This window comes from Georgenia sp. SYP-B2076 (assembly GCF_003991205.1).
Taxonomy (GTDB): domain Bacteria; phylum Actinomycetota; class Actinomycetes; order Actinomycetales; family Actinomycetaceae; genus Georgenia.
Genome location: NZ_RXOZ01000001.1, coordinates 33,563 through 57,659, shown reverse-complemented (window position 1 = coordinate 57,659; position 24,097 = coordinate 33,563). Strand labels below are relative to the sequence as shown.

Sequence of the window (24,097 nt, the reverse complement as noted above, 5' to 3'; positions counted from 1 at the left end):
GCGCACAGTGAACGTCACGCCGGCGCGGGCGGCGACCCGGGAGGCCTCAGCCCTGCGACTCCAGGTCTGCCCGGAGCTCGTCGACCTTGGCCGAGAGCGAGTCCAGCGCCGACCGCGAGTCCTCGTCCACCGACGCCTTCGCCTCGTCGAGCTTGGCCCGCGCCGCCTCCAGCGCCGCCTCGGCCTCGGCCCTGGCGGCGCTCGCGGACGGCCCGGCGGAGGCCTTGGCCTCGTCCAGGGCCGCCTTGGCGTCCTCGATCGCGGTGCTGGAGGAGCTGATCGCCTCCTCCACCTTGGGCCGCGCCTCGGGCGCGATGTCGTCGAGCCGGGCCTTGACGTCGTCGATCGCGGACCGGGCCTCCTCCACGCTCGCCCGGGCGCCCTCGACGGCGGAGGAGACCGACGCCTTGACCTCGCCGAGGTCGGGCGTCTGGCCGTCGCTGGAGCAGCCGGCGACCGAGAGGGCGAGCGCCGCGGCGAGGGCGGTGGCTGTGGTGGTCCGGAAGGTGCGCAAGGAGGGCTCCTGGGTCGTGGGTGCCTCCATTGTGCGCAGCGGCCCGGCGCCGGGCCAACGGAACCGCGCGTCACCCGCGCCCGACGGCCGGCCTGGCGACCAGGCTCGCCGGGCCGGCGGCCGGCATGGCGACCACGCTCGGTCATGCGTGGACGCGCGGCGCACGTGGCCGGTCATGCGTGGACGCGCGGCGCGCATGGGTGGTCGCGCCGCGCCCAGGTGTGGAACCGCACTCGGGTGTGGAGCCCCGCCCAGGTGTGAAGCGCGCCCAGGTGTGGACCGGTCCCGCCCCGCCCATACTCGTGCCTGGACGCGCGCCGGCCCGGGCGCGGCGGGACACCTGGGGGCGCCGTGCACGTCGTCCTGCCGACCGTGGGCAGCGCCGGGGACGTGCTCCCGATGGTGGAGGTCGGCACGGCGCTGCTGGCCCGCGGGCACCAGGTCACGGTGATGGTCAGCGACTACTTCCGGTCGACCGTCGAGGAGGCCGGCCTCGAGATGGTGCCCCTGGGCACGGCGGCGCACTTCGAGCGCACCATGGAGAACCCCGACCTGTGGCACCCGCAGCGGGCGCTGCGGACCGTCACCCGTGAGGGCATCGCCCCGGCGATGCGCCCGACGTACGAGTACCTCGCCGGTCTCGACCCGCGGGACACCGTGGTGGCTGCGTCGAGCCTGACGTTCGGGGCGCGGCTGGCGCAGGAGCGGCTCGGGTTCCCGCTGGTGACCGTCGACCTGCAGCCCACCCTGTTCCTCAGCGCCTATGACAACGCCGACCTGGGCGGTGTGAAGGCGCCGGACTGGCTGCCCGTGGCGGTCCAGGCGTGGCGGCTGCGGGTCGTCGAGCGCCGGTTCGTCGACCCCGTCGTCACGCCCCCGCTCAACGCGTACCGCGCCGAGCTCGGCCTGCCGCCCGTGTCACGGGCCCTCGGCCGGTGGCTCCACTCGCCCGTGCGGGTGCTGGGCCTCTTCCCCAGCTGGTTCGCCGCGCCCCGGCCGGACTGGCCGCAGAACCTCGTCCTGGCCGGGTTCGTGAGCCACCGGCCCGCCGGCGCGGTGCTGGAGCCCGAGGTCGAGGACTTCCTCGTCCGTGGCGACGCGCCGGTGGTCGTAACCGCCGGCTCGGCGATGCGGCACGGCGAGCGGCTCTACTCGGCCGCCATCGACGCCGCCCAGGCGCTCGGCCGGCGCGCCATCCTGCTCACACGCTTCCACGACCAGCTCCCGACGCGCCTGCCGGCGGGCATGCTGCATGCAGACTGGGCGCCGCTGGGACTGCTGCTCTCCCGTGCCGCCGCGCTGGTCCACCACGGCGGGATCGGGACGGCGGCGCAGGCGCTGGCGGCGGGGGTGCCCCAGCTCGTGGTCCCCTACGCCCATGACCAGCCCGACAACGCGGACCGGCTCGTCAGGCTGGGCGTGGCCGCGCGCCTGGACCCGGCGAAGGTCACCGGGACGCGGGTCGCGGCGGCGCTCGACGGGCTCCTTGGCGACGCGCGGGTCCGAGGCCGGTGCGCGGGCCTCGCCGCGCGGGTCGACTTCGACGCGGCGGCGCGGACGGCGTGCGAGGTGATCGAGTCGGCGTCCGCCTAGCGGCCCCTCGACCCCGGCGCCTCAGGTCCGGGGGCCTCAGCGGTAGCGCCTCAGCCCTGGGGTGCGGCGGCCTCCATGGCGCGCCGGCCGGGCGTCAGCGGTGTCCCGTCGAAGTCGGGGTCCTCCTCGAGGATCTCCATGGTCTCGTGCAGGTTCGTCACGTCCAGGAGGAACCGGAGGATCTCGGGCGGCTGGATGAGGCGCGGCGGGTGCGTCAGGCGCGCCGCCAGCCGGGCCAGCGTCACCACGGTCGAGGAGTCCATGAACGTCGTGCTCCGCGCGTCGATGTCGACCGGCACGCCACGGGTGACGGCAAGGTCGACGGCCGCGGCGAGGTCTGGGAACACGCTCTCGTCCAGCTCGCCGCTGAGCACGAGGCGGGTGCGTGCCTCCGACCCGAGGACCGAGACCCATCCCACCTCGTGCGCAGTCCTGATCGGTGCCGGGGTGTCGTGTCCCATCCAATAGTCCTCTCCGCCGGGGCGTCGAGGAGACGGCGATCGCAGTCTCCTGCCGGCCAGACCGGCCACGCTCCTGGTGGTACGAGTTTACGGAGTAAAACGGACGTTCGCCTGCTGGAATAGTAAATGTGCGGGGCCGGCCGTCGGAAGGTGGCTTCGCCGGCACGCGGGCGGCGCCAGCGGGACCTCGATGCCCCATGAACGGTGCTGGAGGGGGAGATGAGGTGCCTCCTCGACCCCGCGCGGTTCACTCCCGCCCCACCTATGGGGCACTTCGCTGATGACGTGGCAGAGTGCGCCCGAGATCCATCGGTGTCCGTAACGAGGAGGCTCGCATGCCGGACGAGGCGGAGCGCGGCGGGGGGCCTGGGCGGGTCGGCTTCATCGGCCTCGGCCTGATGGGCCAGCCGATGGCGCACCACCTGCTGCGCGCGGCGGCGAAACACGGCGGCGAGCTCTGGGTGCACAGCCGCCGCCAGTCCAGCGCCGCCGACCTGGTCGACTCCGGGGCGCACTGGGCCGACACCCCGCGCGAGCTGGCCGGCCGCTGCGACGTCGTCATCTCCATGCTCCCCGACCTTCCCGAGGTGGCCGAGCTCCTCGACGGCGACGACGGCCTGCTCGCGGGCCTCGCCGGGCCGACGGTGCTCGTCATCTCCTCCACCAGCGCACCGACCGGCGTGCGCGAGCTCGCGGACGATCTCACCCGGCGCACGGACGGGCTCCTCACCGTGGTCGACGCACCCGTCTCCGGCGGGGTCGAGGGGGCAGCCGCGGGCACACTGTCGATCATGGTCGGCGGCGGCCGGGCCGACGTGGACCGGGTCATGCCGTGGCTGGGCGCCATGGGCACTGCCGTCCACCTCGGGCCGGTCGGCGCGGGAGAGGTCGCCAAGGCCTGCAACCAGCTCATCGTGGCGGCCACGACGGTGGCGCTGGGCGAGGCCAGCGTCATCGCCGAGCGCGCCGGGCTCGACCTGGCCAAGCTGCTCGACCTCCTGGGCGGGGGGTACGCCGGCTCCCGCATCCTCGAGGTCAAGAAGGCCAAGCTCATCGCCCACGAGTACCCGCCCGCCGGCCGGGCGCGGTTCCTGCGCAAGGACCTCGGCTTCGCCGCGGCCGAGGCGGAGCGCTCCGGCGTGGCCGCCCAGGTCCTGCCGGTGCTGCACGAGGTCTTCGACGCCATGGTCGAGGGCGGCCTCGGCGACCATGATTCCATCTCGGTGCAGAAGTACATCCTGGACCGGTCCCTCTGAGCGGTCTGGCAGGTGGGGCAGGCACGGTCGGCCGGCGTCGACGGGCGGCCGCCGACGGCGCCGCGTGGCGGTGTTCTCACGATGTGACGGGCCTCATCGAACAATAGGGACGATCCGGCCATCCCCCGTCGGCTACCTTTCATGCTGGTCGTGAGGTCAGAGGTCCCCGTCGGTCCGCAGGGGGCTGCGCCGCCGCCCCGACGGCGTGACCGCTGCACCGCCCCCATCCGACGAACGCGCCCCGCCCAGGAGACCGCTGTGACCGCCACACCCACCGCCGCGACCGACCGACCACTCGTGGTCCTGGACCGCCGGACGGTGTGGCTCATCTTCGCCGCCCTGATGGCGAGCATGTTCCTCTCCTCGCTGGACCAGTCGATCATCAGCACCGCGATGCCCACGATCGTCGGCGAGCTCAACGGCGTGGAGCACCAGGGCTGGCTCATCACCATCTACATCCTCGCCGTCGCCGTCGTTATGCCGCTGTACGGCAAGGCCGGCGACTCCTGGGGGCGCCGGTACCCGTTCCTCCTGGCCATCAGCCTGTTCACCGTGGCGTCGGCGGGGGCCGGCTTCGCGGGGAGCTTCAACGAGCTCGTGATCTGGCGCGGGGTGCAGGGACTGGGCGGCGGCGGCCTGATGATCCTGTCCCAGGCCATCATCGCGGACATCGTGCCGGCCAAGGAGCGCGGGAAGTACATGGGCCCCATGGGCGCCCTGTTCGGCGTCGCCGCCGTGGCCGGACCGCTGCTCGGCGGCTACTTCACCGACTCCCACGACTGGCGCTGGGCCTTCTGGATCAACCTGCCGTTCGGCGTCCTCGCCTTCGCCATCGCCTGGGTCACGCTCAAGCTGCCGAGCCACCGGTCGGACCGGCGCGTCGACGTCCTCGGCGCCGCGCTGATGGCGGTCGCCACCTCCGCCGTCATCGTCCTCGCGACCTGGGAGAGCCTGGGCGGGAGCTACAGCCTCGACGACGGCCGCCTCGTCGCGCTCGTCGTCGGCACCGTGCTCGCCTGGGGCGCCTTCGTCGCCGTCGAGCTGCGCGCGGCGGACCCGATCCTGCCCATGCGGCTGTTCCGGAACTCCGTGTTCACGCTGTCCACGCTCATCGGCCTGGTCATCGGCATGGGCATGTTCGCGGCGCTGGGCTTCCTGCCCACGTTCCTGCAGATGGCCACCGGCTCCGGCGTCACGCAGTCCGGGTTCCTCATGATCCCGATGATGGTCGGGATGATGGCCACCGCGATCGGCTCCGGCATCGCCATCACCAGGACCGGCCGGTACAAGATCTACACGATCGTCGGCATGGGCATCGCCACCGCGGCGCTGATCTGGATGACCACCATCACCGCCGACATCACCATGGTCCAGTACTCCGCGATGATCTTCGTGCTCGGCGCCGGACTGGGCCTGGTCATGCAGACCGTCGTCCTGGCCGTCCAGAACGCCGTCGACCCCCACGAGCTCGGCACGGCCACCAGCGCCAACAACTTCTTCCGTGAGATCGGCGCCGCCGTCGGCACCGCGCTGTTCAGCTCGATCTTCACCACGCGGCTCGTCGACGGGCTCGAGGGCGTCTTCGCCGGGGCCCCGCAGGGCGGGACGGGCGCCGACGCGGCTCCGACGTCGCTGACCCCGCAGATCGTCCAGACGCTGCCCGAGCCCATCAAGTCGGGGGTCGTGGACGCCTACGCCGGCGCGCTCGCCCCGGCGTTCTGGTACCTCGTGCCGCTGCTCGCCATCGGCTTCGTGCTCGCCTTCTTCATCCGCGAGATCGCGCTGTCCGATGTCGCCGGCATGGTGGCGCGCGGGGAGGCCGTGACCGGCGAGCAGGCCGAGGCCGAGCGCGCGGCGGCGGAGCAGGCGGCCGACGAGCCGGTGGCGGCCGAGGAGCTCGGGGCCGCCGGACAGGCCGAGCAGGCCGTGCACGCTGGACCGCCCTCCCCCCGCCCGTGAGAGGTCAAGTCCTCGCATGCGAGAACTTGACCTCTCACCGCTGGGGGGCGGGGGCCCGTGCTCCCGGTCGGTGGGGGAGACCCGCGGCCACCAGGGCGGCGATGGCGAGGACGGCCAGGGCCGCCAGCGCCGTGCCACCCCAGGCGCCCACGTCCCACGCCTGGCCGAGCAGCACGCCGCCGACGGACGAGCCGAGGTAGTAGGCGAACGTGTAGCGCCCGGCAGCCGCGGAGGGGCGCGGGGCGATGCGTGCCACGGTGGAGTTCGCGGTCGCGTGGGTGACGAAGAAGCCCGCGGCGAGGAGCAGCAGGCCCAGCCAGATCGCCCACAGCGGCGCCGCCAGGGTGACCAGGACGCCGGCGGCGCAGGTGGCCAGGCCGACCAGCACGGCGACGCGGACGCCGACCCGGGCGGTCAGCCGGCCGGCCTGCGCCGACGTGAGCGTGCCGGCGGCGTAGGTGAGGAAGAACATCGACCCGAGCCCGACGCCGAGCTGGTAGGGCTCCGCGCTCGTGCGGTAGACGACCACGTTGTACATGCCGACGAACATCGCCATCCCGAGCCCCCCGACGGCGTACAGGCGCACCCGCGCCGCCCGGTAGGGATCGGCGCGTGCGGGGGTGGCGGCCGGCTCGCCGTCGCGCCGGGGCGCCGCGCGAGACGGCGGCGGCGCGGGCCGCCGCCCGCCGGCGTGCCGGGAGGGCGGCAGGAGCGCCAGGGCCGCGACCGCGACGACGGCGGAGAGGCAGGCGACCGCCAGGAGCGCGCCGCGCCAGCCCCACAGCTCGGCCGCGCCCCCGGCGAGCAGCCGACCGCCCATGCCGCCGAGCGACGTGCCGGCGATGTACAGCCCGCCCATCTGCGTCACGGCCGCGGGGGCGACCTCCTCGGCGACCCACGCCAGGGCGGCGGCGGGCACCGCCGCCAGCGCCGCGCCCTGCAGCGTGCGCAGCCCCAGCACCAGCGGCCAGGACCCGGCGCCGGCGAGGGCGATGCCGGCGAGGACGGCGACCGTCAGGCCGCCGGCGATCACCCGCGCCCGGCCCCACCGTTCCGACAGCCGCGCCAGCGGCAGGACGGCGAGGGCGAGCGCCGCGGTGGCGACCGAGAGCAGCAGGCTGGCGGACGTCGCGGGGAGCGCGAACTCCTCGCCGATGAGGACGAGGAGGGGCTGGGCGGACCACAGCAGGGCGAACGTGGCCATGCCCGTGCCGAAGAGCGCCACGAGGGCCCGGCGGTGGGCGGGGGACCCCGGCCGGAGCAGCGCGTCGGGCGCGGGGTCCGGAGTCGGCGCGGTCACGGGCCGACTCTAGGACACGCCGTTCCCGCGTCGGCGTGTTCGACTCGGCGGCTGGCGCGCTCGTCGGCCCCGGCTCACCAGGGCGCGGTCCGGTGAGGGTTCCGCTCGGGATCGGTGGTCAGTGCACCAGGCGGATGTTGACCGGGTAGCGGTACCACTCGCCGCGGCTGGCGGCGACGGCCGCGAGGATCATGAACACGACGGCGGGGATGGCCAGCAGGTACAGGATCGAGCCCAGCCCGAGCGTGAGCACCGCGATCAGCGTGATGGCGGCGCCGAAGATCGCGACCGTGATCTGGAAGTTGAGCGCCTCCTTGGTCTGGTCCTCGACGAACACGCCCCGGTCCTTCACGACCAGCCAGACGACGAGGGGGCCGAACAACGAGAAGACCAGCCCGCTCAGGTGCGTGAGGCTGGCCCAGAGCCGCTCGTCAGCGGGACTCATGAGCGTCGGCTGGTAGCCCTGGGGGTAGCCGGGCTGACCGGGATAACCGGGCGGGTATCCGGGTTGGCCCGCCCCGTACGGCTGGCCGGGCCCGTACGGCTGGCCGGGCCCGTACGGCTGGCCCGGCCCGTACGGCTGGCCCGGCCCGTACGCCTGGCCGGGCCCGTACGCCTGGCCCGGCGCGTACGGCTGGCCGGGCCCGTACGGCTGGCCGGGTTCGTGCTGCGGCCCGGATCCGGACGGCGGACCATACGGCGGTTGCGGGCTGTCGGCGCCCAGGTTGGCGTCGCCTGACGGGGGTGTCGGGCCGGGCGTCCGGGGCGTGTCTTCCGAGTTCGGGTCCTGCGGAGGGTCGGAGGGCAGGTTGGTCATGGCCGCTCACCACTTCATCGTCATCTCGAGTACGAACGTTCTGGATGTCTGAAGGATTGCAGCACAGGGGCTGCCTGTGCGGGACGTTGGGCCGATCGAGGTGGCCACGGCGACCGCGCCGGGACGGGCCGCGCCGAGCCGCACGCCCCCGCGCCACTGACGCGCTCGCGGGCACGACGAGCCTTGACATGTGACCAAACGGTCACATAATGGTGCCTGTGGACGAGGTGTTCAAGGCGCTCGCCGACCCGACGCGTCGGCAGCTCCTCGACGAGCTCTTCCGTGAGGACGGTCAGTCCATGACCGCCCTCGAGCAGCACTTCGAGATGAGCCGCTTCGGTGTGGCGAAGCACCTGAAGCTGTTGGAGGAGGCCGGCCTGGTCGTCGTCCGGCGCCGGGGCCGCGAGAAGCTGCACTTCCTCAACCCTGTTCCCATCCGTCTCATCCACGACCGGTGGGTGAGCAAGTACGCCGAGCCCTGGGCGGCGACGCTGAGCGGGCTCAAGAGCACGCTGGAGACTCCGATGGAGAAGGTCTTCGAGATCTACATCCGCACCACGCCCGAGCGGCTGTGGGAGGCGATCACCGACGGCGAGATCCGGGCGAAGTACAACTTCGGCGCCCGGGTGCGCTCCGACTGGACGGTGGGCTCGCGGGTGGAGATGGTTCACCCCGCATCCGAGCGCGGCCTCCTCGGCGACGGCGAGGTCCTCGAGATCGACCCGCCCCGCCGGCTCGTGCACACCCTGCGTGCCCTGTGGGGCGACGACGTGAAGGAGGAGGGCTTCTCGCGCGTGACCTGGGAGATCGAGAAGGTGGCCGACTCCTGCCGGCTCACCGTCACCCACGACCAGCTGCGCGAGGGCGCCAACGACCAGCTCTACGGCGGCTGGCCGATGATCCTCTCCGGCCTGAAGACCTGGCTGGAGACCGGCGAGACCCTGACCACGCCGGGCTCCCTCATGTACGCGGACCGCTGAGTGTGGCGGGCCCCGGCGCGCTGGGGCCCGCCACGTCCGTCGTCGCAGCGGTCTGCCGCGACGGTCGTCACCGGGCGCGCCGGAGACCCGGAACGGTGGCGGCGCCGGCGCTCAGAGGTCGTCGTGGTCCCGCGCGCCGCAGTGCTCGCAGAAGCCGCCGACGACGCGAGCGGGCCCGGGCGAGGACGTGCACCAGACGCGGGCGCAGTCGGCCAGCGCATCGATGGAGCCCGTGCGCGCGCTCTCTGCCACCGCCCACAGGGCCTCGGTCTCGAGCCTGGCCTCGGCCTCGAGCGTGATGGCGGTCATGTCGTTCCCCCTTCTGCCTGACTCCTGCTGTCACGTCCACGATGGACCACCCCACTGACATCGGGCCTGCACGACCCGCCTGGACCGGGCCCTCAGCCGTGAACGGCCTGGGACCGGCACGACGACGATGTCGTTGGCCGCGGTCGGCCTTCCCGCGTGAAGGCGCCGAACGAAGCCGGCAGATGCGTGACCGCGCCCGCCCGATCCTCCAGGACCTCTTCGGCTTCACCCAGGAGACCACGCACCTGGCGATCCGGTCCGGCCCGGACGTGCTGTTCGTGGACCGCATCTACAGCTCCAAGCGGGTCCCCCGCGCGGCGCGCGTCGGTGGCCGGCTGCCCCTGCACGTCTCCGCGGTCGGCGAGGTGCTCCTCGCCCACGCGGCGCCGCCCGCCGCCGCGTCAGCGCGCGGCGTACCGCCGCTCCGGCCGGCCCACCTCGCCGTAGCGCAGCCGCACCTCCGCGCTGCCGGCCGCCGCCAGGTGCTCGAGGTAGCGCCGCGCGCTCACCCGGGAGATGCCCGCGAGCTCGGCGGCCTCGGCCGCCGAGAGATCGCCCTCCGACGCGGCGAGCACCTGCTCGACGAGCTGCAGCGTCTCCGGGCTCAGGCCCTTCGGCAGCGGGGCCGAGCCACTCGGGGTGGCGCCGACCGGGGTCGCGAAGAGGCGGTCGACGTCGGTCTGCGCCGGCTCGGCGCCGGGCGCGAGCGCGCGGTGGGTGTCGCGGTAGTGCTGGAGCCGCTGCTGGAGGTCGGTGAAGGCGAAGGGCTTCATGAGGTACTGCACCGCCCCGCCGCGCACCGCCCGCTTGACGGTCTCCGCCTCCCGCGCCGCGGTGACGACGATGACGTCCATGTCCGGCGCCGCCTCGCGCAGCGGCCCGAGGATGTCGAGGCCCGTCGCGCCCGGCAGGTAGACGTCGAGCAGCACCAGGTCCGGCCGGAGCCGCCCGGCGGCCGCCACCGCGGCCGCCGGGTCGTGCGCGACGCCGACCACCTCGAACCCCTCGCACCGGCTGACGAAGCCCTCGTGGATCTTCGCGACCATGTAGTCGTCGTCGACGATGAGTACCCCGATCACGCCTGCGCCTCCACCTGTGTCTTCAGCAGCCGGGCGGTGAAGACCGCCCCGTCGTCGTTGTGCGCCGTGACGTCGCCCCCGCGCCGTCGGCACACGAGCCGCACGAGCGCCAGGCCGTAGCCGCGCCCGCCGGCGTCCTGGGACTCCTTGGTGGAGTAGCCGCTGCGGAAGAGCTGGTCCGAGGCGGCGTCGTCCACACCGGGCCCCGAGTCGTGGACACGGACGGTGACGGCCTCCTCGTCCTCGACCAGGGAGACCTCCACGCGCGGCTCCGCCGTCCCCGCGACGGCGTCGAGGGCGTTGTCGACGAGGTTCCCGACCACGGTGACCAGGTCGCGGGAGAGGGGTTCGTCGACCCTGTCCACGCGCGAACCGGCCGCGAGCTGCAGCTTCGCCCCCCGCTCGGCCGCCAGGGAGTCCTTGGCGATGAGCAGCGCCGCGATGGGCGGGTCCGACACCCGCTCGGTGACCTGCGCGTACAGGCTCTCCCGGTGGTGGCTCACGCCCTCGACGAACCGCACGGCCTCGCCGTACTCGCCGAGCTGGAGCAGACCCCAGATGGTGTGCAGCTGGTTGGAGAACTCGTGCGTCTGGGCCCGGAGCGTGCCGGTCGCGCGGCGTGAGGTGTCCAGCGCCCGCTCCATGGCCTGCACCTCCGTGCGGTCCCGCATCGTCGTGACCGAACCCAGCAACGCGCCGTGCGAGCGCACGGGCATCCGGTTGAGCACGAGCAGGCGCGGCCCCACCAGGATGAGCCGGTCCGGGGCCGCCACGTCCTGGGTCAGGGCCTCGCGCAGCTCGGGGTCCCCCGTCAGCTCGTCCAGCGGACGGCCGACGGCGTCCGCCGGGAGGGCCAGCAGCTGACGCGCCGAGTCGTTGAGGAGGGTCACCCGCCCGGCCTGGTCCAGGGCGAGCACGCCCTCCTTGATGCCGTGCAGCAGCGCCTCGCGGTGCTCGACGAGCCCCGCGATCTCCGTGGGCTCCAGCCCGAGCGTCTGGCGCTTGATCCGCCGCGAGAGCATCGTGGAGCCGATGACGCCGATGGTCGTCGCGAGCCCCACGTAGGCCAGCAGGTCGGGGCCTGCGAGGGCGAGCCGCTCGCCGACCGAGGGAAGGTCGCGGCCCACCCGGGCGGTGCCGATGAGGCGCCCGTCGTCGGCCAGCACGGGGACCTCGGCGGCGACGGCGGAACGGCCCGCCACGGGCCCGGACCAGGACCGGCCCTCGACCCGGCCGGGGGCGTCGTGGGGGAGCACCGTGCCGACGTCGTCGGGGCGCGAGGACTCGAGGACCGTCCGGTCCGGACCGAGCAGCGTCACCGACGTCGAGCCCGAGACGGTGCGGACCGTCTCGCCGACCGCCGCGAGCGCGGCGCTGCCGCCGGGCAGCGCGGAGGGCAGCAGGCCGCGGACGGTGGCGTTGCCGGCGAGGTTCTCCGCCGCGGACAGGGCGCGGCGGCTCTCCGTCCGCTCCACCTGCCGACCGGTCTGGGAGAAGGACAGGCCGCCGACCACCGCCACCACCAGCAGCACGACGAGGAGCTGGAGGGCGAGGAGCTGCCCGGCGAGCGTCATCCGCCTGCCCATGCCACCTCCTCGTGCGCACCCGTCCCGCGCCGGACGGGGGACCGACCCCGTTATGGTGCCACCTCCGTGGGCGGGTTCCGGTCTCCCGGGACGGCCCGGCCCGCGACCACAAAGAACTCAACGTCCTTTGCGACCGCAATGGTGACCCGGCCGGGGCGCCGGGTCAGGATTGCGGCGTTCCCTTCACCACCTCAGAGAAGAGGCTCGACGATGCGACGACGCAGCGTGCTCCAGATCCCCGCCCTCCTCGCCGGAGCCGCCCTCGCCCTGACGGCCTGCGGCGTCACCGGCGGCCAGGACGACGCGGGAGCCGAGCCCGGCACCGCCTCCGCCACGGCCACGGAGGTCCTCACCGACAAGCGGATCATGGTCCCCAACTCGCCCGGCGGCGGCTACGACCAGACCGCCCGCACCGCCGCGCAGGTCATGGAGGCGGCCAAGATCTCCTCCGGCCTGGAGGTCTTCAACCTCGAGGGCGCCGGTGGCACCGTCGGCCTCGCCCGGACCGTCTCCGAGGCCGGCAACGGCGACCTGGCCATGCTCATGGGCCTGGGCGTGGTCGGCGCGAGCTACACCAACAAGTCCGAGGCCACCCTGACCGAGACCACCCCGCTGGCCAAGCTCATCGAGGAGCCCGGCGCGATCATGGTGCCGGCCGGCTCCCCGTTCCAGACCATCGACGACCTGGTCACCGCCTGGAAGGCGGACCCGGCCGGACTCAGCGTCGGCGGCGGCTCCTCCCCGGGTGGGCCCGACCACCTCCTGCCCATGCAGCTGGCCCAGGCGGTCGGGATCGACGCGACCCAGGTCAACTTCGTCTCCTACGACGGCGGTGGTGACCTCCTGCCCGCCATCCTGGGGAGCAAGCTCGACTTCGCCACCTCCGGCGCGGGCGAGTTCAAGGACCAGATCGAGACCGGGGAGATCCGTGTCCTCGCCGTCTCCAGCGAGGAGGCGGTCGAGGGGATCGACGCCCCCACCCTCACCGACTCGGGCATCGACCTGGTCTTCACCAACTGGCGCGGCATCGTCGCCCCGCCGGAGATCGAGGACGCCGACCGCGACGCCTGGATCGCGGCGCTGGAGACCATGCACGACACGCCGGAGTGGGAGCAGGCGCTGGAGAAGAACGGCTGGACCGACGCGTTCATCACCGGCGACGAGTTCGGCGCCTTCCTGACCGAGCAGGACAAGCGCGTCGCCGACGTCCTCACGGAGCTCGGGCTGGCATGACCGCCCCGACTACGGCGACGCGGCGTGCGACCGGCCGCTCCGAGCTGGGTGTCGCCGCCCTGCTCGGGGTGGTCGGCGCCGTCGTCCTCGTGGACGCGCTGGGGCTGCACGCCCCGTACTCCCAGTCCGACCCCATCGGGCCGAAGGTCGTGCCCTACGTCGTCGCTGGGCTGCTGTTCGTCTGCGCGGTCGTGCTGACGATCGACGTCCTGCGCGGCGGCCGCGGCGAGGCCGAGGGTGGTGAGGACGTGGACCTGACCCACCCCACCGACTGGCGCACGGTCGTGCCCCTGATCGCGGTGTTCGCCGCGAACATCCTGCTCGTGGACACCCTCGGCTGGGTGCTCTCCGGCACCCTGCTGTTCTTCGGGTCCGTTGTCGCCCTGGGCGGCCGACACTACGTCCGCGACCTGCTCATCTCCCTGGCGATGGCCCTGGTCACCTTCTACGGCTTCTACCTCGGCCTGGGCATCCACCTGCCCGCCGGGATCCTCGAGGGGGTGCTCTAGATGGACGTCCTCAACGCGCTCGCGGACGGCTTCGTGACCGCCGCGACCCCGATCAACCTGCTGTACGCCGTCATCGGCGTGCTGCTCGGCACCGCCGTCGGCGTGCTCCCGGGCCTCGGCCCGGCCATGACCATCGCGCTGCTGCTGCCGGTCACCTTCGCGCTCGAGCCGACCAGCGCCTTCATCATGTTCGCCGGCATCTACTACGGCGGCATGTACGGCGGGTCGACCACCTCGATCCTGCTCAACACCCCCGGGGAGTCCGCCACGGTGGTCACGGCCATCGAGGGCCACAAGATGGCCAAGGCCGGCCGGGCCGCCCAGGCGCTGGCGACGGCGGCCATCGGCTCCTTCGTGGCCGGCACCATCGGCACCGCGCTGCTGGCGTTCTTCGCGCCCGTGGTGGTGCGCTTCGCCATCGCCCTCGGGGCGCCCAGCTACCTGGCGATCATGCTGCTCGCCCTCGTGGCCGTCACCGCGGTGCTCGGTTCCTCCCGGGTGCGCGGGTTCTCCTCCCTCGCGCTCGGCCTGGGCATCGGGCTCGTCGGGCTCGACCCGGTCACCGGGCAGGCGCGCCTGACCTTCGGCGAGCCGCAGCTGGCCGACGGCATCGACATCGTGGTCATGGTCGTGGCGATCTTCGCCGTCGGCGAGGCCCTGTGGGTGGCCGCGCACCTGCGCCGGTCCTCCGCCGCGGTCATCCCCGTGGGGCGGCCGTGGATGTCGAAGAAGGACTGGGGGCGCTCGTGGAAGCCGTGGCTGCGCGGCACCGCCCTCGGGTTCCCGTTCGGGGCGCTGCCCGCCGGCGGTGCGGAGATCCCGACATTCCTGTCCTACGTCACCGAGAAGCGGCTGTCCAAGCACCCGGAGGAGTTCGGGCACGGCGCCATTGAGGGCGTCGCCGGGCCGGAGGCGGCGAACAATGCCTCCGCCGCGGGCACCCTCGTGCCGATGCTCGCCCTCGGCCTGCCGACGAACGCCACCGCCGCCGTCATGCTTGCCGCGTTCATCCAGTTCAATATCCAGCCCGGGCCCCTGCTGTTCGAGCGTGAGCCCGAGCTGGTGTGGGGCCTGATCGCCTCGCTGTTCATCGGCAACGCGCTGCTGATGCTGATCAACCTGCCGCTCGCGCCCGCGTGGGCCAAGCTGCTGCAGATCCCGCGGCCGTACCTGTACGCGGGCATCCTCTTCTTCGCCACCCTGGGCGCGTACTCGGTGAACATGCAGTGGTTCGACCTGTTGCTGCTGCTGGTCTTCGGGCTGCTGGGGCTGCTGATGCGCCGGTACGGGCTGCCGGTGCTGCCGCTCATCATCGGCGTGATCATCGGCCCGCTCGCCGAGGGCAAGCTGCGGCAGGCGCTGCAGCTGTCCGCCGGGAGCCCGTCCGGGCTGTTCGACGAGCCGCTCGCCCTCGTCGTCTACGGGATCATCGCGATCATCCTGGCCTGGCCGTTCCTCGCCGCCGGCGTCCGCCGCGCCCGCGGCACGACGTCCCCGGGCGTGCCCCCCGCCACTGACCGGGAGACGGGCGTCGCCCCGGCCGGTATCGGCGCCCGGGCGGACGGCGGCACGGCCGGTATCGGCGCCCAGGCGGACGGCGGCACGGCCGCCCGCGTGGAACTCACGGACGAGTCCCTCGAGTCCACCCCGACCACCCCCACGGAGCAGAGATGAAGATCGTCGTCGGCTACATCCCCACCCCCGAAGGCCAGGCCGCCTTCCGGCACGCCACCGACCTCGCCCGCAAGGAGGAGGCGCTGCTCATCGTCGTGAACTCCTCGCGCGGCGAGGCGGCGGCCGACCCGCGGATCGTCTCCGACGCGGACCTCGACTCGGCGGACCGACACCTGCGGGAGGCGGGCGTCGAGCACCTGCTGCTGCAGCCGGTGCGCGGGCGCTCCGCCGCGGACGAGGTCCTGGGCGCCGCCCAGGAGCACCGCGCCGACCTCATCGTCATCGGCCTGCGCCACCGCAGCCCCGTCGGCAAGCTGCTGCTGGGCAGCAACTCCCAGCGCATCCTCCTCGAGGCCAGCTGCCCCGTCCTGGCGGTCAAGCAGGGGGAGCCGTCGTGACCGGGCCCGGCACCGCCGACCTGTACGACGAGCACGAGGAGTCCCTGCAGTCCTGCGACACGCAGCTGCGCCAGTACGGGGCCCGGGCGAGCTTCGCCGGCACCGTCGTCACCATCCGGTGCCACGAGGACAACGCCATGGTCAAGGCCGTGCTCGCCGAACCGGGGGAGGGCCGGGTGCTCGTCGTCGACGGCGGCGGCTCCGTGCACACCGCGCTCATGGGCGACATGATCGGCGCCAGCGCGGTGCGCAACGGCTGGGCCGGCGTGGTCATCAACGGCGCCGTGCGCGACGTCGCCCTCCTCGGCGGCCTCGACCTGGGCATCAAGGCCCTCGGCTCGAACCCCCGCAAGAGCAGCAAGATTGGCGCGGGGGAGCGCGACGTCGTCGTGACGTTCGGCGGGGCGACGTTCACCCCGGGCGCGCACCTGGTCAGCGACGACGACGGCGTGGTGGTCCTGCCCGGCTGAGCCGCCCGGTAGGTCCGGGCCGGCGGGCGGGCGGCGCGGCCCGGCGAGGACGACGGCGGGCGCTGTCGCCCGCCGTCGTCCGCCTGTGGAACGGCTCACGATCGCGGACCGGCGCCCGCGCGGCGCCTACGCTGGCTGGTCTATGCAGTGCTCCTACTTCGACGCCGGCCGGTGCCGGTCCTGCGCCCTCCTCGAGCAGCCGTACGCCGCCCAGCTGGGCGGCAAGGAGCGCCACTGCCGGCACCTGCTGGCCGCCCACCCGGGCGTGCAGTGGCTGCCGCCCGTGGCCAGCCGCGAGTCGGCCTACCGCAACAAGGCCAAGATGGTCGTGGGCGGCACGGTTCAGCGGCCCACGCTGGGCATCCTCGACGCCGAGGGCCGCGGCGTGGACCTGAGCGAGTGCGGGCTGTATTCGGCCCGCCTGCAGGGGTGCTTCCCCGCGCTCGCCGACTTCATCACGAGGGCCGGGCTCACGCCCTACGACGTGCCCCGCCGCCGCGGCGAGCTGAAGTACCTGCTCGTCACCGAGTCGCCCGACGGCGAGCTCATGCTCCGGTTCGTGCTGCGCTCCGAGGAGCCGGTCGGCCGGATCCGCAAGCACCTGCCCGCGCTGCTGGCGGCGCTGCCCCAGCTGCGGGTGGTCTCCGTCAACCTCCACCCCGAGCACAAGGCGGTCCTGGAGGGCGAGCGGGAGATCGTGCTCACCGAGCAGGAGACGCTGCGCATGGGCCTCAACGGCATCGACCTGCACCTGCGCCCGCAGAGCTTCTTCCAGACCAACACCGACGTCGCCGCGGCGCTGTACCGCCAGGCGCGGGACTGGGTGGACGAGGCGGCGCCGGCGTCGGTGTGGGACCTGTACTGCGGCGTCGGCGGCTTCGCCCTGCACGTCGCCGACCCGGCGCGCGACGTCACCGGCATCGAGGTCAGCCCGGAGGCCATCGCCTCCGCGGAGCTGACGCGCCGGGACGCCGGCCTGCGCCGCGTGCGCTTCGAGGCCGACGACGCCACCGCGTTCGCGCTCGCCGCCGACGACGCCCCCGACCTGGTCATCGTCAACCCGCCGCGGCGCGGCATCGGCGCGGAGCTGGCCGGCTGGCTGGAGTCCTCCGCCGCCCGACAGGTCATCTACTCCAGCTGCAACGCCGTCTCGCTGGCGCGCGACCTCGACGCCATGCCCTCGCTCAGGCCGCGGCGCGCGCGGGTCCTCGACATGTTCCCGCACACCGCCCACTACGAGGTGGTGGTGCTGCTGGAGCGGGCGTAGGCACCGACCCCGGGTCGACGTCGTCAGAGCCCGGCGTAGTAGTCGCGCTGCGCGGGGTAGTAGTCGTCGAAGCTGACGGCCGGGCCGCCGGTGTGCGCGGCGACGAAGTTGTCGAGGTAGTACTCCCAGCCGGGCCCGATCTCGGCGACGGGCGCGTCCTCCGGGAGGTGGTGGACGAGCTCGACGCTGGTGCCGCCGTCCGACCCGGTGAGCCAGACCTCCAGGTGCCACCCTCCGGCCGGGTTGTCCACGGTCATCTCCAGGTGGCGCGGCGCCTCGCACGCCACGATCCGGACGTCGACCGGGTCCGATCCCTCCTCGAACGACATCGCGACCTGGATCGTGTTCCCCGCACCGGGCGTGCCCGTCCAGCTGCCGAACCATCGAGCCGTCCGGTCGGACTCGGTGAGCGTGGCCCACACGGTCTCGGGCGGGTCGGCGAGCGTGCGGCGGAGCGAGAGGACCCGGCCCGCCGGCGCCTGGGTGAGCGTGCCGGTCGGCCGCGGGGCGGCCGGGTCCGTGGGCTGCGGGTCCTGCGACATGGTGCCTCCTGCGGGTCGACGGCGGTCGCGCCGTGCGGCGGGCCGCTCACCACCGTAGCGGCGGGGTGCGACCTCTCGGCTCAGAGCCGGGCGCGCAGCCAGGCGAAGTCGGCCTGGTGCTCCTCGGGGCCGCCCGGGGTCTCGCACACGACCGGGGCGCCGGCGTCGCGAACCACCCCGGCCAGCTCGTCCGGGTCGATGCTGCCCTCGCCGAGGCTCGTGTGGCGGTCGGCGCCGGAGTTGAAGGCGTCGCGGCTGTCGTTGAGGTGCACGAGGTCGATGCGCCCGGTGATCGCGCGGACCTGGTCCACGACCGTGGTCAGGTCGTTGCCGCCGGCGTGCGCGTGGCAGGTGTCGAGGCAGAACCCGACCCGGTCGAAGCCGTCCGCCGAGGAGATCGCGTCCCAGAGCCGGGCGATGCGGTCGAGCTGGCGCGCCATCGCGTGGTTGCCGCCCGCGGTGTTCTCGATGAGGAGCGGGACCTTGAGGTCGGTCCGGTCCACCGCCTTGTGCCAGTTGTCGAAGCCGTTCTCGAGCTCGGCGTCCGACGAGACGTGGCCGCCGTGGATGATCAGCCCGGCCGCGCCGACCTCCGCGGCGGCGTCCATCTGCTGCTGCAGCAGCTTGCGGCTGGGGATCCGGATTCGGTTGTTCAGCGTCGCGACGTTGAGGACGTAGGGCGCGTGGACGTAGAGGTCGACGCCCGCCTCCTGCGCGGCGGCCCGGAGGGCGGGGGCGCCGCCGTCGTACTCCACCACGGGCTTCTTCCAGCCCTGCGGGTCACCGATGAAGAACTGGCTCAGCGTGGCGCCGCGCGCCTGGGCCGCGGCCACGGGGTCGTCGTGGCGCACGTGCGCGCCGATGCGCAGGGTCGTCGCCGTCGTGGGTTCCGGGCGTGCGTCGCTCATGCGGCCACACTAGGCCGCGCCGGCTCACCGGCCGCCAGATTGCCGCGCCGGCTCGCCGCCCCCGGGATTGCCGCGACCTCGCCGGCGGGGCGCCCGCCCGTGGGCCGCGCGCCGGCCCGACGGCGGCCCGGTGAGTACCCGGGAGGACGTGTCGGTGGCGGCACCTACCCTGAGAGGCATGACCACCCGCCCCGCGCTCGCGGACCTGCGCACCTGGCCGGACCTGCCCGGCGAGGACCAGATCCGCGCCGCCGTCGGGGACCCCGTGTACGCGCGGGGCCTCGCGTACGCCCGCGCTGGCCGGGTTAGCTGGCTCACGTCCGACCCGGGACGCCGGGTGCTGTTCGCCGCCGTCGACGGCACGGCCACCGTGCCGTACCAGACCATCGTCCAGGTCGGCGACGCCGCGGGGACCCGGCTCAGCACCGGGCGGTGCACCTGCCCGATGGCGGTGGACTGCAAGCATGTCGCGGCGGTCCTCGCCGCCGCCCGCGACGACCTCTCGTCGCTGCGCCGGACGGCGCCCGCCTGGGAGCGCATGCTCGCCGACGTCGTCGAGGACGACCAGGTCGACGGCGGCGAGGTGCCCATCGGGCTGCAGCTCGAGACCGTCGTCGAGCCCGGCTGGCGCGGTGCGCCCGACCGCGTGCGCATCCGCCTGCGCCCGGTGGTCCCGGGGAGGAAGAGCGCCTGGGTGCGCAGCGGTGTCAGCTGGCGCGACCTCGCGTTCCGCTGGGCGCTGCACAACCGGGTCGAGCGGCACCGCGAGGCGCTGCACGCCCTCCACCAGGCGCACCGGCCCTCCGCGTCGGCGTACTCCGACAACCCCGTGTTCCTCGACGAGTTCGGGACGGCCCTGTGGCCGCTGCTGCGCGCCGTGGCCGACGCCGGCGTCCCGCTGGTCCCGGCGCGGGGGGCGGCGGGCCCCGTGGTGGTCGCGGACGCCCCGGCCACCGTCGCCCTGGAGCTCACCCGGGACGACGACGGAGACCTGACCGTCGTACCCGTGGCGGACCTGCCCGGGCTGGCCCCCGTCCACGTCGGGGGCGGTGGCGCGTCGCTCGTGGGCCGGCCCGCCCACGGCGTCGTCCTCGACTCGGGCGACCCGGCCGTCGGGCTCGTCCTGGCGCCGCTCGCGCGACCGCTGACCCCGAAGGCCGCGGGCCTGGTGGTGGCCGGCGAGCTGGACGTCCCGGCGGCCGACGTCGAGCGGTTCCTCGCCGAGTACTACCCCACCGTGCGCCGGCTCCTGCCCGTCCGCTCCACCGACGGCTCCGTGGACCTGCCCACGGTTGCCGCGCCGGTCCTCGGCCTGACGCTGACCTACGCCGACGACCATGAGCTCACGCTCGCGTGGGAGTTCCGCTACGACGTCGGCGACATGGTCCGCCGCGTGCCGCTCGACGCGGCGGGCGGGCCGGGACGCGACCGCGGCGCCGAGCAGCGCCTGCTGCGCGCGCTCACGATCCCGGCGGACCTCGGCGCGGGCCCCGGACGCACCGGGCCGGCGCCGACGCACCGGCTGCAGGGTGTCGACGCCGCCATCTTCACCGAGGAGGTGCTGCCCGGCCTGCGCGAGCAGGGCGTCGCCGTCGACGTCGTCGGCACGCCCGCGGAGTACCGCCGCTCGGACGCGGCGCCGGTCATCCGCGTCTCCGCCACCGACTCCGCCGACGACGACTGGTTCGACCTCGGCGTCACCGTGGAGATCGAGGGCGAGCGGATCCCGTTCGAGAAGCTCTTCACCGCGCTCGCCCGCCGGGATAACCACCTGGTCCTCCTCTCGGGCACCTACTTCCGCATCGACCGTCCCGAGCTCGACGAGCTACGCCGGCTCATCGAGGAGGCCGGCTTCCTCACGGACAAGCACTCCGAGAAGCTGCGGGTGACCGCGTACCAGGCGGCCCTGTGGTCGGAGCTCGCCGCGCTCGGCGTGGTCGAGGAGCAGAGCGCCCGGTGGAGCGGCGCGGTCGCCCGGCTCCTGGCCGACGAGGGCGGCGCGGACCCGGCTGTCGTGCCCGCCGGGCTCCGCGCCACGCTGCGCCCGTACCAGGCCGAGGGGTTCGCGTGGCTGAGCCACCTGTGGGACGCCGGCCTCGGCGGGATCCTCGCCGACGACATGGGCCTGGGCAAGACCGTGCAGACCCTCGCCGCCCTGCTGCGGGCCAAGGAGAGCGGCAGCCTCACCGCGCCCGCGCTCGTCGTCGCGCCCACCTCGGTGGTGGCCGGCTGGGCGGACGAGGCGCGGCGGTTCGCGCCCGACCTGCGCGTCGTGGTCGTCACCCAGACGCAGAAGAAGGCCGGACGGGCCCTCGCTGACGACGTCGCGGGCGCCGACCTGGTCGTCACCTCCTACGCGCTCTTCCGCATCGACGAGGCCGCCTACCGGGCCCTGGCGTGGGGTGGCCTCATCCTCGACGAGGCCCAGTTCGTCAAGAACCACCAGGCCAAGACGTACCAGTGCGCCCGCCGGCTCAGGGCGCCGTTCAAGCTCGCGATCACCGGGACCCCGCTGGAGAACAGCCTCATGGACCTGTGGGCGCTGCTCTCCATCGTGGCGCCCGGGATGTTCCCCGACCCCGGGACGTTCGCCGAGCTCTACCGCAAGCCAATCGAGCGCGGGAACGCAGAAAAGCTCGCCACGCTGCGCCGGCGGATCAGGCCGTTCATCCGCCGCCGCACCAAGGAGCAGGTGGCCACCGACCTGCCGCCCAAGCAGGAGCAGGTCCTGCGCGTCCAGCTCAACCCCCGGCACCGTAAGATCTACGACACCCACCTCCAGCGCGAGCGGCGCAAGATCCTCAGCCTCCTGGACGACGTCGAGAAGAACCGGTTCACCATCCTGAGGTCGCTCACCCTGCTGCGGCAGCTGAGCCTCGACCCGTCGCTCGTGGACGAGGAGTACGCCGAGGTGCGCTCGAGCAAGGCGGACGTGTTCCTCGAGCAGCTCGAGGAGGTCGTCGCCGGCGGGCACCGGGCGTTGGTGTTCAGCCAGTTCACCCGCTTCCTTGCCACCGTGCGGGGCCGGCTCGACGCCGCGGGCATCGAGTACTGCTACCTCGACGGCCGCACCCGCGACCGCGCGAGCCGGGTCGCCGGGTTCAAAACCGGCGACGCCCCGGTGTTCCTCATCAGCCTCAAGGCCGGCGGCACCGGCCTCAACCTCACCGAGGCCGACTACTGCTTCGTCCTCGACCCCTGGTGGAACCCCGCCGCGGAGGCGCAGGCCGTGGACCGCGCGCACCGCATCGGGCAGGACAAGAACGTCATGGTCTACCGGCTCGTCGCCGAGAACACCATCGAGGAGAAGGTGCTCGCCATGCAGGCCCGCAAGCGTGACCTCTTCGACAAGGTCATCGACGAGGGCGGAGCGCTGGCCGCGCCGCTGAGCGCCGGGGACATCCGGGAGCTGCTGGCGGTGTAGGGGGACTATTCCCGCCCCGGCGTGCCGTTATGTCTGGCCTCGGACATACTCGCCAGCGTGCCCCCCACCATTCTCGCCGACCGCTACGAGCTGGACCGCCGGCTCGGCCGCGGCGGGATGGCCGAGGTGTGGCGGGGGATCGACCTGGTCCTGGGGCGGCGGGTGGCCGTCAAGGTCGTCGACGTCGGCGCAGTCAGCGACCCGACGCTCGGGGACCGGCTGCGCCGCGAGGCCGTGGCGACCGCGGCCCTCGAGCATCCCGACATCGTCACCGTGCACGACGCCGGAGTCGACGGGGATATCGCCTACATCGTCATGGAGCGGCTCCGCGGCCGGGATCTCGCCGCGGTGCTGCAGGACGGCCCGCTGCGGGTGGACGAGGCGCTCCGGATCGCGGGCCGGGTCGCCGGCGCGCTCACGGCCGCCCACGCCGCGGGCATCGTGCACCGGGACGTCAAGCCGGCGAACATCCTGGTCGACGGCGACAAGGTCACCGTCGTCGACTTCGGGATCGCCGCCTTCGAGTACCAGTCCGCGTCGTCGCTGACCGCCCCCGGGACCACGCTCGGCACCGCGGAGTACATGGCGCCGGAGCAGGCGCGCGCCGAGAGCGTTACGCGCAGCACGGACATGTACGCCTTCGGCTGCCTGCTTACCACGCTGGTCGCCGGCCAGCCGCCGTTCACCGGCGAGGTGCCCGTCGCGATCCTCCATCAGCACGCGTACATCGAGGCGCCGCGGCTGAAGAAGTTTTGCCCGGACGCGCCCGACGAGCTCGACCGGCTCGTGGCCGGGCTGCTCGCCAAGGACCCGGACGCGCGGCCGTCCGCGACCGAGGTCCAGGAGGTGCTCGGTGAGCTAACGGAGCGCTTCGGGGCCGGGCTGCCGGCCGCGGTCGGTGCCATGGCCGCCGCGACGGCCGGGACCGGCGCGGCAACCGGGTTCGTCGGCTCGGTGACCGTGATTCCTGACGCGGTTTCGGGGGCGCCGACTGCGGCCCGGCACCCCGTCTCGCCGATGACGGCCGCGTCCCACGCCCTCTCGCCCATCACAGCGGCCCCGCATGCCGTCTCACCGATGACGGCCGCGACCGCCTATCCGGGCCTGCCGACGGCGGGCACAGCGACGACCGACGCCCCCGGGTCGGGGCTCGGACCTGCCCCGACGGCTGCCACCTTCGTGCTCCCGCCGACCGCCACGACCACGACGGCGGCCACCCCAAGCATTTTGCCGGCCGAGGAGCCGGATGATCCCGGGGTGCCCGCGTGGGTGCCGCCCACGGACGCCCGGCGCTCGAAGAGGCGAGTGCCGGTCGTGGTGGCCGGGCTCGCCGCCGTCGCAGTGACCCTGGTCTCCGTCAATGCCATGAGCGATCACGGGCCTGCGGAGAGGGCCGTCACGAGCGTGGTCCCGAAGCAGGCGGTGACCCAGGAACCGGCTCCGACCGAGTCCTCACCCGGAGCCACACCGATTTCTGTCGCCCCGCCCCCCGCGCCGAGCGAGACACCGGCCCCGGCCGCGCCCGCGCTGACACCGGCGGAAGTGGCCCCGGCTCCGGCCGCACCCGCGACGACACCGGCGGAGATGGACCCGGTTCCCACCGCCGAGCAGCCGCTCCCCAACGACCCCTCCAATCGCGGTTCCGGCGCTTCGAAGGACGCACCAGGAGCAAACAAGGAAGCCGGCAAGAGCGCGACCGGGAAGGGACAGCACAAGACCAACAAGGGTCCGGGCAAGGGCGGCGGCGCAGGTCCCGGAAAGTAGCGCGTCATTTGCTTCCATACCGATTGGTGCCGCCTGCCCGAGACTCCGAGGATG

Annotated in this window: 21 protein-coding genes; 12 read left to right on the top strand and 9 right to left on the bottom strand. The window is 73.8% G+C overall.

Annotated features, from left to right (window positions below):
* Positions 1-46 precede the first annotated feature (46 nt).
* A complete protein-coding gene (locus EJK16_RS00260) occupies positions 47-514 on the bottom strand; it encodes a hypothetical protein (RefSeq protein WP_127125174.1) in 468 nt (155 codons plus the stop codon).
* A 351-nt stretch (positions 515-865) separates the two neighbouring features.
* Here EJK16_RS00260 and EJK16_RS00255 point away from each other — a divergent pair, with 351 nt between their 5' ends.
* Positions 866-2,107 (top strand): glycosyltransferase, encoded by a 1,242-nt coding sequence (locus EJK16_RS00255; protein ID WP_127125172.1) that lies wholly within the window; start codon positions 866-868, stop codon positions 2,105-2,107.
* Positions 2,108-2,157: 50 nt separating this feature from the next.
* Here the strand turns inward: EJK16_RS00255 and EJK16_RS00250 are convergent, their stop codons facing one another.
* Positions 2,158-2,568, bottom strand: coding sequence for an STAS domain-containing protein (locus tag EJK16_RS00250; protein ID WP_127125170.1), 411 nt, complete (start codon positions 2,566-2,568; stop codon positions 2,158-2,160).
* Between the two features lie 335 nt (positions 2,569-2,903).
* On the opposite strand from EJK16_RS00250, the gene EJK16_RS00245 reads away from it, so the two are divergent.
* Complete coding sequence (locus tag EJK16_RS00245) at positions 2,904-3,824, top strand: NAD(P)-dependent oxidoreductase (protein ID WP_127125168.1); 921 nt, start codon at positions 2,904-2,906, stop codon at positions 3,822-3,824.
* Between the two features lie 258 nt (positions 3,825-4,082).
* On the top strand, positions 4,083-5,783 hold the full coding sequence (locus tag EJK16_RS00240) for an MDR family MFS transporter (RefSeq protein WP_240645686.1): 1,701 nt from the start codon (positions 4,083-4,085) through the stop codon (positions 5,781-5,783).
* A 34-nt stretch (positions 5,784-5,817) separates the two neighbouring features.
* Here the strand turns inward: EJK16_RS00240 and EJK16_RS00235 are convergent, their stop codons facing one another.
* Both EJK16_RS00235 and EJK16_RS00230 read right to left on the bottom strand, forming a co-directional pair.
* Positions 5,818-7,083, bottom strand: coding sequence for an MFS transporter (locus tag EJK16_RS00235; protein WP_127125164.1), 1,266 nt, complete (start codon positions 7,081-7,083; stop codon positions 5,818-5,820).
* A 118-nt stretch (positions 7,084-7,201) separates the two neighbouring features.
* Positions 7,202-7,900 (bottom strand): DUF4870 domain-containing protein, encoded by a 699-nt coding sequence (locus EJK16_RS00230; protein WP_127125162.1) that lies wholly within the window; start codon positions 7,898-7,900, stop codon positions 7,202-7,204.
* 218 nt (positions 7,901-8,118) lie between these two features.
* Here EJK16_RS00230 and EJK16_RS00225 point away from each other — a divergent pair, with 218 nt between their 5' ends.
* Positions 8,119-8,880 (top strand): metalloregulator ArsR/SmtB family transcription factor, encoded by a 762-nt coding sequence (locus EJK16_RS00225; protein ID WP_127125160.1) that lies wholly within the window; start codon positions 8,119-8,121, stop codon positions 8,878-8,880.
* 111 nt (positions 8,881-8,991) lie between these two features.
* Here the strand turns inward: EJK16_RS00225 and EJK16_RS00220 are convergent, their stop codons facing one another.
* The 3 genes from EJK16_RS00220 to EJK16_RS00205 all read right to left on the bottom strand — a co-directional run bounded on the left by EJK16_RS00220 (position 8,992) and on the right by EJK16_RS00205 (position 11,854).
* Entirely contained in the window at positions 8,992-9,189 is a 198-nt protein-coding gene (locus EJK16_RS00220; RefSeq protein WP_127125158.1) for a hypothetical protein, read from the bottom strand.
* Between the two features lie 401 nt (positions 9,190-9,590).
* Positions 9,591-10,268, bottom strand: a complete 678-nt coding sequence (locus EJK16_RS00210; RefSeq protein WP_127125156.1) for a response regulator — start codon at positions 10,266-10,268, stop codon at positions 9,591-9,593.
* Complete coding sequence (locus EJK16_RS00205) at positions 10,265-11,854, bottom strand: ATP-binding protein (RefSeq protein WP_370275851.1); 1,590 nt, start codon at positions 11,852-11,854, stop codon at positions 10,265-10,267. Before EJK16_RS00205 ends, EJK16_RS00210 begins: the two co-directional genes overlap by 4 nt.
* Positions 11,855-12,064: 210 nt before the next feature.
* Between EJK16_RS00205 and EJK16_RS00200 the strand changes: the two genes are divergently transcribed.
* From EJK16_RS00200 to rlmC, 6 genes are all read left to right on the top strand, one after another.
* Positions 12,065-13,087, top strand: coding sequence for a tripartite tricarboxylate transporter substrate binding protein (locus EJK16_RS00200; RefSeq protein ID WP_127125154.1), 1,023 nt, complete (start codon positions 12,065-12,067; stop codon positions 13,085-13,087).
* The gene (locus EJK16_RS00195; RefSeq protein ID WP_127125152.1) at positions 13,084-13,596 is read left to right on the top strand and encodes a tripartite tricarboxylate transporter TctB family protein; all 513 of its coding nucleotides are present in this window, start codon (positions 13,084-13,086) and stop codon (positions 13,594-13,596) included. Before EJK16_RS00200 ends, EJK16_RS00195 begins: the two co-directional genes overlap by 4 nt.
* On the top strand, positions 13,597-15,270 hold the full coding sequence (locus tag EJK16_RS00190) for a tripartite tricarboxylate transporter permease (protein WP_127125150.1): 1,674 nt from the start codon (positions 13,597-13,599) through the stop codon (positions 15,268-15,270).
* Positions 15,267-15,668, top strand: coding sequence for a universal stress protein (locus EJK16_RS00185; RefSeq protein WP_127125148.1), 402 nt, complete (start codon positions 15,267-15,269; stop codon positions 15,666-15,668). The genes EJK16_RS00190 and EJK16_RS00185 overlap by 4 nt, the downstream gene beginning before the upstream one ends.
* Entirely contained in the window at positions 15,665-16,138 is a 474-nt protein-coding gene (rraA, locus tag EJK16_RS00180; RefSeq protein WP_127125146.1) for a ribonuclease E activity regulator RraA, read from the top strand. The genes EJK16_RS00185 and rraA overlap by 4 nt, the downstream gene beginning before the upstream one ends.
* 142 nt (positions 16,139-16,280) lie before the next feature.
* A complete protein-coding gene (gene rlmC, locus EJK16_RS00175; RefSeq protein ID WP_127125144.1) occupies positions 16,281-17,405 on the top strand; it encodes a 23S rRNA (uracil(747)-C(5))-methyltransferase RlmC in 1,125 nt (374 codons plus the stop codon).
* 23 nt (positions 17,406-17,428) lie between these two features.
* Here the strand turns inward: rlmC and EJK16_RS00170 are convergent, their stop codons facing one another.
* A complete protein-coding gene (locus tag EJK16_RS00170) occupies positions 17,429-17,947 on the bottom strand; it encodes an SRPBCC family protein (protein WP_127125142.1) in 519 nt (172 codons plus the stop codon).
* 80 nt (positions 17,948-18,027) lie between these two features.
* Positions 18,028-18,855 carry a deoxyribonuclease IV gene (locus EJK16_RS00165; protein WP_127125140.1) on the bottom strand — a complete coding sequence of 276 codons (828 nt, stop codon included), beginning with the start codon at positions 18,853-18,855 and terminating at the stop codon, positions 18,028-18,030.
* Between the two features lie 178 nt (positions 18,856-19,033).
* On the opposite strand from EJK16_RS00165, the gene EJK16_RS00155 reads away from it, so the two are divergent.
* Both EJK16_RS00155 and EJK16_RS00150 read left to right on the top strand, forming a co-directional pair.
* Positions 19,034-22,279, top strand: a complete 3,246-nt coding sequence (locus EJK16_RS00155; protein ID WP_127125138.1) for a DEAD/DEAH box helicase — start codon at positions 19,034-19,036, stop codon at positions 22,277-22,279.
* Positions 22,280-22,336: 57 nt separating this feature from the next.
* Positions 22,337-24,043: a serine/threonine-protein kinase gene (locus EJK16_RS00150; protein WP_127125136.1), complete on the top strand. Its 1,707-nt coding sequence runs from the start codon at positions 22,337-22,339 to the stop codon at positions 24,041-24,043.
* The last annotated feature ends 54 nt before the right edge of the window (positions 24,044-24,097 follow it).